Origin of the sequence: Paracoccus sediminicola (genome assembly GCF_027912835.1) — a bacterium.
GTDB classification, from domain to species: Bacteria; Pseudomonadota; Alphaproteobacteria; order Rhodobacterales; family Rhodobacteraceae; genus Paracoccus; species Paracoccus sediminicola.
Genome location: NZ_CP115768.1, coordinates 1,087,862 through 1,101,190 on the forward strand (window position 1 = coordinate 1,087,862; position 13,329 = coordinate 1,101,190).

Genomic DNA, 13,329 nt, shown 5'->3' on the forward strand with positions numbered 1-13,329 from the left:
CTCAGCGCCGCAGCCGCGCGATCAGCGCCGAGGTGTCCCAACGCCCGCCGCCCATCGCCTGCACCTCCTTGTAGAACTGGTCCACGAGCGCGGTCACCGGCAGGCTGACGCCGATATCGTCGGCGGTGTCGAGGCAGATGCCCAGATCCTTGCGCATCCAGTCCACAGCGAAACCGTGATCGAACTCGCCCGCCTTCATGGTCTTGTGGCGGTTCTCCATCTGCCAGCTTCCGGCGGCACCCTGGCTGATCACCTCGACGACCTTTTCGATATCGAGATCCGACGCCTCGGCGAAGCGCAGCGATTCCGACAGGCCCTGCACCAGGCCCGCAATGGCGATCTGGTTGCACATCTTGGTGGTCTGGCCCGCGCCGACCGGACCCATCAGGCGGCAGATCTTGGAATAGATTTCGATCACCGGCTGCGCGCGGTCGAAATGCGCCTGCTCGCCGCCGCACATCACCGAAAGCTGACCATTCTCGGCCCCTGCCTGCCCGCCCGAGATCGGCGCGTCGACATAGCCGATCCCCTTCTCCGCGGCGGCTTCGGCCAGTTCGCGGGTCACGCGGGCCGAGACGGTGGTGTGATCGACAAAGACCGTGCCGTCGCTCATCCCGGCAAACGCCCCGTCATCGCCGAGGCAGACGCTGCGCAGATCGTCGTCATTGCCCACGCAGGCCATGACCATCTCGGCCCCTTCGGCCGCCTCGCGCGGGGTCGGCGCCGCCTTGCCGCCATGCTTCGCCGTCCACTGCTCGGCCTTCTTTCCGGTCCGGTTATAGACCGTCACCTCGTGATCCGCCCCGGCGAGATGACCCGCCATCGGAAATCCCATCACACCCAGTCCCAGAAATGCCAGCTTGGCCATTTTCGCCCCCTGCTTATGCCGATATTCGCGCGTTGAAAGCCAAAACCGCTTGGCCTACTACACAGGCCAAGACACCACCCCCCGGCCCCGCGGTCAAGCGAGGCGCGCTGCGAAGGACTCTGCCCCGAGATGCTGACCCTGTTCCGATGGACCCTTCGGCTGACCGTCGGTCTGATCATCGGGCTGTGCCTCGCCGGGGTTCTGGTCTGGTATTTCGCGATGCGCTCGCTGCCCGATTACAACGCGCGGCATTACGTCTCGGGGATCGGCGCGCCGGTCGAGATCGTGCGCAGCACCGAGAATGTCCCGCATATCTTCGCCGAAAGCGATTATGACGCGTTTTTCGCGCTTGGCCTCGCCCATGCCCAGGACCGGCTGTTCCAGATGACGGTGCTGCGGCGCGCGGCGCAGGGAAGGCTGGCCGAGATCTATGGCGAGCGCGCTTTCGCTGCCGACGATCTGGCCCGGCGGATGGGCTTTGCACGCTATGCGCGCGCGGCATTTCCGTTGCAGGACGACGCCACCCGCGCGGCGCTGACCGCCTATGCGGATGGGGTCAATCAATGGGTCGCCATCGTCAATCGCGATGCGCTTGGGCGGGGGGCGCCGGAATTCTTCCTCGTCCCGGACGAGATCGCCTATTGGCAGCCCGCCGACTCGCTGGCGATCCTCAAGCTTTATGCCGCCGCCACCAGCCGCCAGCTTCCCGCCGAGGTGCTGCGCGCGCAGTTGTCGCTGGCCGCGCCGGAACGCGGTCAGGATCTGGTGGCGGGGCTTGGCGAACCGGCGCTGCCGCCCTATGCGAGCCTGTTTCCCGATGCCCGACTGGCGGCTGCGACAGCCGCCGACGCGCCCGGCTGGCCATTGGATCTGGCCGGGTATCTGCGGCCGTTTTCGGGGCTCTCGGCCAGCGGTTTCGCCGCGGGCGAGACCCGCACCGCGGCGGGCGAGGCGCTGCTTGCCAGCGATCCGCAGGCGGCGCTTACCCTGCCCTCGTTGTGGTATCTTGCGCGGCTCGGGCTGACCTCGGGCGATGTGATCGGCGCAACGATCCCGGGCATGCCGGTGATGTTCACCGGGCGTTCGGCGCGGCTGGCATGGGGCACGGCTCCGGCGCAGATCGACGATGCGGATCTGCATATCGAAGAAATCCAGCCGGGCGACAGGGACCGTTACCGCGGCCCGCAGGGCTGGCGCGACTTCGCCGTGCGGCGCGAGATCATCCGGGTGCGCGACGGCACCGACCGTGCCATCACATTGCGCGAAACCGAGAATGGCCCGCTGCTGAGCGCTGCGGCTTTCGGGCTGAACTCGGTGATCCCGGTCGGCTACGCGGCGTCGCTGTCCTGGACCGGCGCCACAGCCGAGGATCGCACCATGAGCGCGCTTATGGGCGTGATGACCGCGCCGGACCGGGCATCGGCAGCCCAGGCCGTGCAGGGCTGGGGCACCCCCGCCGCGCGCGTCATGCTGGCCGATGACGAGGGCGTCTCGGAACGGCTGGTCGGCCGCGTCCCGCAGCGCCGCCCCGAACACGCCACGCTCGGCCGGATGCCGACGCCGGGCTGGGTCGCGCAGAATCGCTGGGAGGGCGTCGAGCAGGCGAATGACGAAGACAACAGCGCCGGCGGGCTGGCCTATACGACCGGGATGCTGCCACCGCTTCAGGGCGAGATGCCGCTCGGCTTCGATGGCGGCGATGCTCTGCGCGAGGACCGGCTGCGTCGGCTTCTCGACGGGCGCGAAATCCACAGCCGCGACAGTTTCATCGACACCCAGCTTGATATCGTCAGCCCGGCGGCGCGCAGCCTTCTGCCGCTGATCGGCGCCGATCTCTGGTTCACCGGCGAGCCCGCCGCCCCCGGCACGCCCGAGCGGCAAAGGCAGGATGCGCTGCGCCTGCTGGCCGAATGGGACGGCGCGATGAGCGAGCATCTGCCCGAGCCGCTGATCTATGCGGCCTGGCTCACCGCGCTTCAAGATCGGCTGATCCGCGACGATCTCGGCCCGCTGGCCGACGGGATCACCACCTTGCAGCCGGGCTTTCTCGAACGCGTGTATCGCAACCGCAACAACGCCGCCTCATGGTGCGATATACGGCAGTCTGCGGCGGTCGAGACCTGTTCAACCCTGGCGCGGCAATCGCTGGATGCGGCGATCCTCGACCTCACCGATCGCTACGGGCCGAACGTGACAAGCTGGCGGTGGGGCGATGCGCATGAGGCGATCCAGATCCATCCCGCGCTTGGCCCGATCCCGCGGCTCGGCTGGATCTTCAATCTTCGCCAGTCGCTGTCCGGCGGAGACACGACGCTGGCCCGCGCCCCGGCGCTCGGTCGCGGGCCGCAGCCCTTTCAGCCGGCGACCGGCTCGGGTTATCGCGGTGTCTATGATCTCGCCGATCCCGACAGCTCGGTCTTCGTGATCGCCTCGGGGCAATCCGGGCATCCCTTCTCGCGCCATTACGACGATCTCGCCACGCGCTGGCGGCGCGGAGAATATGTGACGATGTCGCTCGATCCCGATCTGGCGCGGGCAGCCGCGGCCGGGGTAACGCGGCTTGTGCCCGCCTCGGGCGCAAATCCGGCAGCTCCCGAACCCGCTGCCGCGCCCGCCCGAGACGCGGCGCCAGAACAGAGCGCGGGAAGCGGCTGAATTGCGGCCTTGCAAAACGCGGCGTCCGGCTTAGAGAAACATATATGACCGACAGTCAGTTGAACCGACAGCCCGATCTCCTGTGTATCGGCGCGATGCTGTGGGACGTGATCGGCCGCAGCAGCCGGGTGATGGCGCATGGCAACGACATGCCGGGGCGGATCGCCCATATTCCCGGCGGGGTCGCGCTGAACGTCGCGCTCGCCGTGGCGCGATGGGGGCTGAGGCCCGCGATCCTGTCGGCAGTCGGGCGCGACAGCGAGGGCGAGGCGCTGATCGCGGCGGCGCGCAACAACGGTGTCCTGACGGAACATCTGTGCCGTGAGGGCGGGCCGACCGATGTCTATATGGCGATCGAGGATGCGAACGGCCTGATCGCCGCCATTGCCGACGCGCATTCTCTGGAAGATGCGGGCGACATGATTCTTGGGCCGATCCGCGACGGGCGGCTGGCCTCTGCCGAGCGGCCCTGGCGTGGCGTCGCGGTGATCGACGGCAATCTGACCACCGAACAGCTCACCCGCATCGCCACTGAACCCGGCCTGGTCTCGGCGGATCTTCGGATCGTGCCGGCCAGCCCCGGCAAGGCCGAGCGTCTGGCACCGCTGATCGGCGCGGCGCAGGGCTGTTTTTATCTGAACCGCTACGAGGCCGAGATCCTTGCCGGGCGAGAACTCGGCGACGCCGCGCAGGCCGCGCAGGCCATGCTGGATCGCGGCATGCACCGGGTGATCGTCACCGATGGCGGCAATCAGGTCGCGGACGGGCTGGCAGGCGATGCGATCATCCGGGCGACGCCGCCTTGCGTCGCGATTGCGCGGGTGACCGGGGCGGGCGACAGTTTCCTCGCTGCCCATCTTGCCGCTGAACGAGACCGCGCCGACCGCGAGACGGCGCTTCACCGCGCGACCGAGGCCGCCGCAGCCCATGTGTCGGGAAAGGACATGCCATGAACGAATTGCTGGAGTTCACCCCTGAAGTTGCCGAGGCGCTGAGAACCGGTGCGCCGGTCGTGGCACTCGAATCGACCATCATCACCCACGGCATGCCCTATCCGCAGAATCTCGAAATGGCCCGCCAGGTCGAGACGACGATCCGTGCCGAAGGTGCGACTCCGGCCACCATCGCGGTGATCGAGGGGCGCATCCGCATCGGTCTGGACGATGACGCGATGCAGCGCCTGGCCAAAACCCCGTCGGCGCAGGTGATGAAGCTGTCGCGCGCCGATCTGGCGGTCTGCGTCGCCACCGGTCGGACCGGGGCGACCACCGTCGCGGCCACGATGATCTGCGCCCATCGCGCCGGAATCGGCGTCTTTGCAACCGGCGGGATCGGCGGGGTGCATCGCGGTGCCGAAAGCAGCTTTGACATCTCTGCGGATCTGCAAGAGCTTTCGCAGACCCCAGTGACGGTGATCTGTGCCGGCGCCAAGGCGATCCTCGACCTGCCCAAGACGCTCGAGGTGCTGGAAACGCTCGGCGTGCCGGTCATCGCCTTCGGACAGGATGAGCTTCCCGCCTTCTGGTCGCGCGACTCCGGGCTGCGCGCGCCGCTGCGCATGGACGATCCAGCCGAGATCGCCCGCGCCGCCGCTACCCGCGCGGCGCTGAACCTGCCCGGCGGCCAGCTGGTCGCCAACCCGATCCCGGAAGATGCCGAAATCCCCCGCGCCACCATCGCCCCCATCGTCGATCAGGCGCTGGCCGATGCGGCCCGCCATCGCATCGCGGCCAAGGCCGTCACGCCCTATCTGCTGCAACGGATCTTCGAACTGACCGAGGGGCGCTCGCTGGCGGCAAATATCGACCTGGTGATGAACAACGCCCGGCTGGGCGCGCGCATCGCGATTGCCGGCTCCCGGCAGCGCGCGGGATCTTGACGCAGCGTGGGGCGGCCCTAACCATATGCGCGAAGGAACCCGCCCGACAATGAATGACGACCACCCGCCCCACCGCCCTGCCCGCCTGCTGCGTCGCCGCACCGGGCCTCTGGCAGCTCTGCGCGCCTCGTTCCTGACCGGGCTGATCGTCATCGCGCCCATCGGCATCACCGTCTGGCTGATCTGGACGCTGACCGGCTGGATGGACAGCTGGGTGCTGCCGCTCATCCCGCTTCGCTGGCGGCCCGAGCAGCATATCGGCATCGACCTGCGCGGGCTTGGCGTGGTGGTGTTCCTGATCGTCACGCTGTTGATCGGCTCATTGGCGCGGGGCTGGTTCGGCAAGCTCATCATCGGCACCGGCGAGGCGCTTTTCGCCCGCATGCCGATCATCGGCGCGATATATGGCGGCATCAAACAGATCGCCGAAACGATCCTCAGCCAGGGCGACGGCAAGTTCGACCGCGCCTGCCTGATCGAATATCCGCGTCGCGGCGTCTGGGGGCTGGGTTTCGTGGCCGGCCCGGCCAAGGGCGAAGTCGCCAAAATGGCCGCCTCACGCGGTCAGGGCCGGTTCCTTGCCGTGTTCGTGCCGACCACGCCGAACCCGACCTCGGGCTTTCTGCTTTTCGTTCCGGAGCAGGATGTGCATATCCTCGACATGACCCCGGAAGAGGCCGCCAAGCTGGTGATCTCGGGCGGGCTCGTCTACCCGGCCGACACCACCGATGCCGCAGCAGCGGCCGCGGCCGCTGCCGCCGCGCGGGGGAAAAGTGCCGACATATCGACCGAATCCCGCTGATTGATATCATCGGCATGCTGTTCCAGGAAACTGTCCGCCGAAACCTTTCCGGCCTCGTACATGCGTTCAAGCATACCGGGATCGGGCAGGATCTTGGTGCGGGCGGTGAGGTCGTTCATCAGCGTGTCATCGAGGATCATGTGCAGCAGCACATTCTTCATCACCTTGCCCTCCAGGCGCCCCTCATTATGCAGCCGCTTGACGAAGTTGACTGCGCGAAGCTCTGACAGAAGCGCGGTGTTGAAGCTGATCTCGTTCACCCGATCGGCGATCTCGGCCGGGGTATGGGGCACGTCGTCGCGGCGCATCGGGTTGATGTTCACCACAACGATGTCACGCGGCAGATCGGGATGATAAAGCGGCCAAAGCGACGGGTTCCCGGAATAGCCGCCATCCCAATATTCCTCCATCTCGCCGGTGACGGGATCATGGATCTTGATCGCACGATAGATCGTCGGCAGGCAGGCCGAGGCGAGCACCGAGTCCACCGTCACCTCTTCATCGGCGAAGACGCGGGGCTGGCCGGTGCGCACATTGGTCGCGTTCACGAAAATCCTCGTGTCGCATTTCCCGCCGAAATGCGGGTGCGGCATGGTCCGCAGGATCGAGCGCAGCGGGTTGGTATAGAAAGGCCCGTAATCATAGGGGCTGAACAGACGGGTCATGTTGTCCAGCCAGGCAAAGGGCGAGAAAAGCTCGGTCATGCGCTGGAAGCTGCGCGGCACCGGCATGAGCGAATGAATCCAGCGCACCAGACGCGAATCGCTGACCTGCCCGACTTCGCGCCAGACATGCTGAAGATTTTCCCGCGCGGCACGCCGCCCGTTACGTCCCGGCGCCGCAGCCAGCCCGGCCTGCAATGCAGCGCCGTTCAGCGCCCCCGCCGAGGTGCCGCTGATGGCGGCGATATCCAGCCACTCCTCGTCGAGCAGCCGGTCGAGCACCCCCCAGGTGAAAGCCCCGTGCGAGCCGCCGCCCTGAAGGGCAAGGTTAATTCTGCGCCGGTCCATATCGTCGTCCTGCCTGTTTCGTGCTCGACTTGGTAGGCGATTCAGCACTCTGCCGCAACGGCGCATAAAAAAGCGGGCGATGGGCCGAAGCCGCATCGCCCACAGGCAACCGATCCGAAGGCAGGGGAGCCAAAAGCGGAACAGGTCAGGCAGAGAGAATCGCAGGAAGCCAGAGCACGGCGACGGTCGAGACCGAGATCGCGATCACACCGAGTGCATCGCTGACGAGTTGGCGCACCGAAGCGTTTTCGGCGGTCAGGACGGATTTCACAGCGCGGGTCATGGCAATCTCCTTACGAGTTGCCATTTTGTTCTCATGTTCCGCCCGATTCGGCAAGAACTTTTTAAGAACATTTTAACCTGTCTTGATTAGATGGATCGCCTGATCCTGCTCCAAGAGCCACAGCAGAAGCCGCACGGCCCGGCCGCGCTCGCTGCTCATCTCGGGGTCGCGTTCCAGAAAGGCGCGGGCGTCGCGCTGCGCGGTCTGCATCAGGCCGCCCTGCCGTTCCGGATCGGCGATGCGGAATCGCGGCAGGCCGGATTGCGCCGTACCGATCAGATCGCCCGCGCCGCGCATCTCCAGATCGGTCTCGGCGATGCGGAACCCGTCCTCGGTCTCGCGCAGGGTCTGAAGCCGCTTCGCCCCGGTCTCGGACAACGGCGCGTGATACATCAGCACACAGCTCGACGCCGCCTGCCCGCGCCCGACCCGCCCGCGCAGCTGGTGAAGCTGCGCCAGCCCGAAGCTCTCGGCCCGCTCGATCACCATGATCGAGGCTTCGGGCACATCCACGCCCACCTCGATCACCGTTGTCGCCACAAGGATTTGCGCCCGGCCCGCGACAAAATCCGCCATCGCCGCATCGCGTTCCTCGGCGGGCATCTGGCCATGCACCATGCGCACCGCTTCGCCGAACCGCGCGCGCAGCGCCGAAAAGCGCGCCTCGGCGGCGGTCAGGTCGGACAGCTCGGACTCCTCGACCAGCGGGCAGACCCAATAGGCCCGCGCCCCGCGCGCGACCGCCTTGCCGATCCGGTCGACGATTTCGTCCATGCGACGGTCATCCAGCATCACCGTGGTGATCGGCTTTCGCCCCGGCGGCTTCCCATCCAGCACCGACAGGTCGAGATCGCCATATTGCGACAGCGCCAGCGAGCGCGGGATCGGCGTCGCGGTCATCACCAGCACGTCGGGCGGGGCGGCCTCTCCCTTCGCGGCCAGCTTGACCCGCTGTGCGACGCCGAAACGATGCTGCTCGTCGATCACCGCCAGCCGCAAGTCTTGGAACCGCACCTCGTCCTGAAACACGGCATGGGTGCCGACCAGAATATCGATCCGCCCCTCGGCCAGATCGGTCAGGATATTGGCCCGCGCATCGCCCTTGTCGCGCCCGGTCAGCGCCTCGATCCGGATCCCGGCGGCCTGCGCGAGCGGCATCAGCGCCTTGAGATGCTGGCGGGCAAGGATCTCGGTCGGGGCCATCAGCACGCCCTGCCCGCCCGCCTCCACCGCGATCAGCAGCGAGAGCATCGCCACAAGCGTCTTGCCCGCGCCGACATCGCCCTGAAGCAGCCTGTTCATGCGCTCGGGCGCGGCCAGATCCGCCTCGATCTCGGCCACGGCCCGGCGCTGCGCCCCGGTCGGGGGCCAGGGCAGGCTGTCCAGAACCCTCTGCCGCAAGCCGCCATCGCCCCGGCTCTGCCGCCCCTTGCCGCGCCGATGCTGGCGCCGGGCGAGCGCGAGTGTCATCTGATGTGCGAACAGCTCGTCATAGGCCAGACGTTCCCGCGGCTTTGAGGACACCGCCAGATCGGCCGGCGATTTCGGCGCATGGGCCTGGATCAGCGCGGCTTGCCATCCCGGCCAGCCCTCGCGCTTCAGCAGGTCCGGGTCGATCCACTCTGCCAGTTCGGGCGCGCGGGTCAGCGCGGCCTCGGCGCCCTTGCCCATCTGGCGCTGCGTCACCCCGGCGGTCAGCGGATAGACCGGCTCGTAATCCGAGGGCGGGGCGGCGTGTTCTGGCAGGATATGGTCGGGATGAACCATCTGGGCGATACCGTCGAACAGCTCGACCTTGCCCGATACAATGCGTGGCTGACCGATCGGCAATTCGCGTTCCAGCCAGTCGCGGCGGGGATGGAAGAAGACCAGCACCAGATCGCCGCCCTGCCCGTCCTCGCAGATCACCCGATAGGGGCGGCCCTTGCCTGTCGGCGCGGCGTGGCGGGATGGGCTGAGGGTCATGGTCACGATCTCGGGCGGCCGCAGATCGGCCACCCGCGCCACGGCCCGACGCGCAATCCCGGCATGGGGCAGCGTAAAGATCAGGTCGCGCGGCCGGGTAATGTTGACCCCCGCCAAGGCTTCTGCCGCCTTGGGTCCGATCCCCGGCAGGGTTTCGATCCCGGCAAAAAGCGGAAACAGGACCGGCGGGCGGCCCTTTGGCGCTATCCGATCAGGCTCAGCCATGCGTCCTCGTCAATGACCTCGACCCCCAGCTCGGCGGCTTTCGTCGCCTTGGACCCCGCCCCCGGCCCCGCGACCAGCAGATCTGTCCTGGAAGAAACCGAGCCCGAAACCTTCGCGCCAAGTGCCTCGGCCCGCGCCTTCGCCTCGGCGCGTGTCATTTTCTCCAGCGTGCCGGTGAAAACGATGGTCTTGCCGGAGACCGGGCTGCCCGAGCTCTGCGGGATCTCGGCGTCCTCGATGGTCAACTGCGCGGTCAGGGCGTCGATGCTGGCGCGCTCTTTCTCCTGCGAGAAGGTCGCGCAGAGCGACTGGACGACGACCGCCCCGATCCCGTCGATATTGGTGAGCGTCTCGTAAGCCGCGAGTGCCTCTTTCGGCAGCTTCGGGTCCTGCGCCAGCACCTGGTCGCGGGTGGCGCTGATCCGGGCGCGGCGCCCCTCGGCCTCGGCGGCGGCGCGTTCCTGAAGGATCGCCTCATCGGCCTGCATATGGCGCTCGGCGGCGGGAATGGCCGAGTCGACCTCGGCCAGGAACCTGTCCCAACTGCCAAAGTAGCGCGCCAGATCGGCGGCGACGACCTCTCCGACATGGCGGATGCCAAGCGCATAGATCAGCCGGGCAAGCGGGATCGTCCGCCGCGCTTCGATGGCATCGAAGAGATTCTGCGCCGAGGTCTCGCCCCAGCCATCGCGGTTTTTCAGCTTGGCGAGAGCGTCGCTGTCGCGCTGCGCGAGGGTGAAGATATCGGCGGGCGCGCGGATCGGCAGGCTGTCGTCGTGATAGAACGCCTCGACCTGCTTGGCGCCGAGCCCTTCGATGTCGAAAGCGCCACGGCTGACGAAATGCTTCAGCTTCTCGATGGCCTGCGCCGGGCAGATCAGCCCGCCCGTGCAGCGCCGTACCGCGTCGCCCGGTTCGCGAATCGCGTCGGATCCGCATTCCGGGCAGGTTTCGGGGAAGCTGTAGGGGTTTTCGTCACCGCTGCGCTTCTCCTCATCCACATCGGAGATCTTCGGGATCACGTCGCCCGCGCGATACACCTTCACCCAGTCGCCGACGCGGATATCGGTGTCGCGGATCCGCTCTCCGTTCGAGTTGATCCCGGCGATGTAATCCTCGTTATGCAGCGTCGCGTTAGAGACGGTCACCCCGCCCACCGTCACCGGATCAAGCCGCGCCACCGGGGACAGCGCGCCGGTCCGGCCGACCTGGATTTCGATCCTGTTCAGCCGGGTCCAAGCGGTCTCGGCGGGGAACTTATGCGCAATCGCCCAGCGCGGCGTGGTCGAGCGGAAGCCGAGCCGCTGCTGATAGGCCAGATCGTTGACCTTATAGACCACCCCGTCGATATCATAGCCGAGGCTCGCGCGCTGCGCCTCGATGGTTTCCCAATGCGCGATCATCTCTGTGGCGCTACGGCACAGCCTTGTCAGCGCGTTGGTCTGGAACCCGAGCGCGGCCAGCCGTTCCACCGCGCCCATCTGGGTCTCGGCCAGCGGCTGAGACAGCGCGCCCCAGCTATAGGCAAAGAATCTCAGCGGGCGGGCCGCGGTGATTTTCGGGTCAAGCTGACGGAGGCTGCCTGCGGCGGCATTGCGCGGATTGGCGAAAACCCGGTCACCGGTATTCAGAGCCTGGAAATCGGCATGGGACATATAGACCTCGCCGCGAATCTCGACGATCTCGGGCGCGTCGCCTTTCAGCGTCTGTGGAATATCCGCGATGGTTCGAGCGTTCTCGGTGACGTTCTCGCCGACCGTGCCGTCGCCACGCGTCGCCGCCTGAACCAGCTTGCCGCCTTCATAGCGCAGCGAGAGCGACAGCCCGTCGATTTTCGGTTCGGCCGTGAAATCCAGCGGCGTGTCGGTGTCCAGACCTAGAAAGCTGCGCAGCCGCGCCACGAAATCGGCGATCTCGCTTTCATCGAAGGCGTTGGCGAGCGACATCATGCGCTGCGCATGTGTGACTTTGCCGAACGCCTCCGAGGCCGGGGCGCCGACCTGGCGCGTCGGGCTGTCCGGATGGGCGAGCTGGGGGAATTTTTCTTCGAGCGCCGCGAGAGCGCGCTTGGCGCGGTCATATTCCGCATCGGAAATCGTCGGTGCGTCCTGCTGATGATAGTCGAGATTGGCCTGCGCGAGCCTCTCGGTCAGCTGGGCGATGTGATCCGCCGCCTCGACCTCATCCTCGATCAGCGCCGGGTCCGGTATCGCATTCGCGTCACGCGAAGCCGCGCCATCGTCCCGTTGCGTCCTGTCGCTGTCCTGATCCGACCCGGCCATCACCTGCCCCCGTTCCTGCCGCCGCATCCGGTTTCGCGACGTCCAATTGGGGTGATAGACCCTGCATGCGCGGCTGACCAGCCGCGACCGTCACCGAGGGGGTGCAGGAGGTTGAGACACCCCCTCGGGACTTGGGGCCGACGCGCTCGGGTCAGGCTCCCAGGGCGAGACGTCCGACATCCGCAGGTTCCGGGTCGCGCAGCACATAGCCGCGGCCCCAGACCGTTTCGATATGGTTTTCACCGCCAAGTGCCTGAGAGAGCTTCTTGCGGAGTTTGCAGATGAAGACGTCGATGATCTTCAGCTCGGGCTCGTCCATGCCGCCATAGAGATGGTTCAGGAACATCTCTTTGGTGAGCGTGGTGCCCTTGCGCAGGCTGAGCAATTCGAGAATCTGGTATTCCTTGCCGGTGAGGTTGACCGGCTTGCCATTCACCTCGACCGAGCGGGCATCCAGATTGACGACGAGATCGCCGGTGCGGATCACCGCCTGGCTGTGCCCCTTCGAGCGGCGGATGATCGCGGCGATTCGGGCCACCAGCTCTTCCCGGTGGAAGGGCTTGGTCATGTAATCATCGGCACCGAAGCCGAATCCGCGCAGCTTGTTTTCGGTGTCGTCCGAACCGGTCAGGATCAGGATCGGCGTATCGACCTTCGACAGGCGGATCTGGCGAAGCACATCCATGCCATGCATATCCGGCAGATCCAGATCGAGAAGGATCAGATCGTAGTCATAGAGCTTGGCGAGATCGATACCCTCTTCGCCCATATCGGTGAGGAAGACATTATAGCTGGCATGGGTCAGCATCATTTCGATACTGCGCGCCGTGCTTGGATCATCCTCAACCAGAAGTATACGCATTGCTCGTGTTTCCCATTTAGACCTGCATTCCGGGCTTTACCATCAGGTCAAATAGTTAACATCCCGTTACTATGCCATTTTTCGATGGAATTTTCAACTTATGGTTGCCGATATCGCTGAAGCGCCGTCACCCGCAGCGCGGCGGTCCCGTGATGTTCGATCGCCTTGCGCCAGCTGTCGAATTCCTCCTCCGAAAGCCCATATCGGGACAGGGCTTCTTCACGTCCGAGAAGGCCGAACGCCACCGCGTTCACCACCGTCGCCTTGCGGCTGGCAACCCACCGCGTATCGGGCGGCGGCAGGTCGGCCATGGACAGCACGCTTCCATCTGGCAGGGTCACGGTCCGGGGACCCGTTGTTTTTCGCAGATACATTTGCGGCTCCTTTCTGGCGCATAACTGCCACAGACGGTTTAAGGACGAATAAACCCGCCCCTTGAGAAGCCACGCAGAATACCTATAATTTTCGCGAAAGCTGGCGGTCGGTGACTGCCTGAAA

At 66.2% G+C, this 13,329-nt stretch carries 11 protein-coding genes; 4 read left to right on the forward strand and 7 right to left on the reverse strand.

Features of this window, described 5'->3' with window-relative positions; genetic code table 11:
- Window position 1: 1 nt before the first annotated feature.
- Window positions 2-868 carry an NAD(P)-dependent oxidoreductase gene (locus PAF18_RS05395; RefSeq protein WP_271117583.1) on the reverse strand — a complete coding sequence of 289 codons (867 nt, stop codon included), beginning with the start codon at window positions 866-868 and terminating at the stop codon, window positions 2-4.
- Window positions 869-997: 129 nt separating this feature from the next.
- On the opposite strand from PAF18_RS05395, the gene PAF18_RS05400 reads away from it, so the two are divergent.
- From PAF18_RS05400 to PAF18_RS05415, 4 genes are read left to right on the forward strand one after another with little or no spacing between them, the layout of a single operon-like run.
- The gene (locus tag PAF18_RS05400; protein WP_271117584.1) at window positions 998-3,523 is read left to right on the forward strand and encodes a penicillin acylase family protein; all 2,526 of its coding nucleotides are present in this window, start codon (window positions 998-1,000) and stop codon (window positions 3,521-3,523) included.
- A 44-nt stretch (window positions 3,524-3,567) separates the two neighbouring features.
- Window positions 3,568-4,476 carry a PfkB family carbohydrate kinase gene (locus tag PAF18_RS05405; protein WP_271117585.1) on the forward strand — a complete coding sequence of 303 codons (909 nt, stop codon included), beginning with the start codon at window positions 3,568-3,570 and terminating at the stop codon, window positions 4,474-4,476.
- Window positions 4,473-5,402, forward strand: coding sequence for a pseudouridine-5'-phosphate glycosidase (locus PAF18_RS05410; RefSeq protein ID WP_271117586.1), 930 nt, complete (start codon window positions 4,473-4,475; stop codon window positions 5,400-5,402). Before PAF18_RS05405 ends, PAF18_RS05410 begins: the two co-directional genes overlap by 4 nt.
- 49 nt (window positions 5,403-5,451) lie before the next feature.
- Window positions 5,452-6,204 carry a DUF502 domain-containing protein gene (locus PAF18_RS05415; RefSeq protein ID WP_271117587.1) on the forward strand — a complete coding sequence of 251 codons (753 nt, stop codon included), beginning with the start codon at window positions 5,452-5,454 and terminating at the stop codon, window positions 6,202-6,204.
- Here the strand turns inward: PAF18_RS05415 and PAF18_RS05420 are convergent.
- From PAF18_RS05420 to sciP, 6 genes are all read right to left on the reverse strand, one after another.
- Entirely contained in the window at window positions 6,111-7,214 is a 1,104-nt protein-coding gene (locus PAF18_RS05420; RefSeq protein ID WP_271117588.1) for a patatin-like phospholipase family protein, read from the reverse strand. The two genes, PAF18_RS05415 and PAF18_RS05420, sit on opposite strands and share 94 nt — an antisense overlap.
- 145 nt (window positions 7,215-7,359) lie before the next feature.
- On the reverse strand, window positions 7,360-7,497 hold the full coding sequence (locus tag PAF18_RS05425; RefSeq protein ID WP_271117589.1) for a hypothetical protein: 138 nt from the start codon (window positions 7,495-7,497) through the stop codon (window positions 7,360-7,362).
- A 72-nt stretch (window positions 7,498-7,569) separates the two neighbouring features.
- The gene (gene recG / locus PAF18_RS05430) at window positions 7,570-9,687 is read right to left on the reverse strand and encodes an ATP-dependent DNA helicase RecG (RefSeq protein WP_271117590.1); all 2,118 of its coding nucleotides are present in this window, start codon (window positions 9,685-9,687) and stop codon (window positions 7,570-7,572) included.
- Window positions 9,666-11,996, reverse strand: a complete 2,331-nt coding sequence (gene ligA, locus PAF18_RS05435) for an NAD-dependent DNA ligase LigA (RefSeq protein WP_271117591.1) — start codon at window positions 11,994-11,996, stop codon at window positions 9,666-9,668. The genes recG and ligA overlap by 22 nt, the downstream gene beginning before the upstream one ends.
- Before the next feature lie 124 nt (window positions 11,997-12,120).
- Complete coding sequence (gene ctrA, locus PAF18_RS05440) at window positions 12,121-12,831, reverse strand: response regulator transcription factor CtrA (protein ID WP_271117592.1); 711 nt, start codon at window positions 12,829-12,831, stop codon at window positions 12,121-12,123.
- 98 nt (window positions 12,832-12,929) lie between these two features.
- The gene (gene sciP / locus PAF18_RS05445) at window positions 12,930-13,205 is read right to left on the reverse strand and encodes a CtrA inhibitor SciP (RefSeq protein WP_271117593.1); all 276 of its coding nucleotides are present in this window, start codon (window positions 13,203-13,205) and stop codon (window positions 12,930-12,932) included.
- Window positions 13,206-13,329 lie beyond the last annotated feature (124 nt).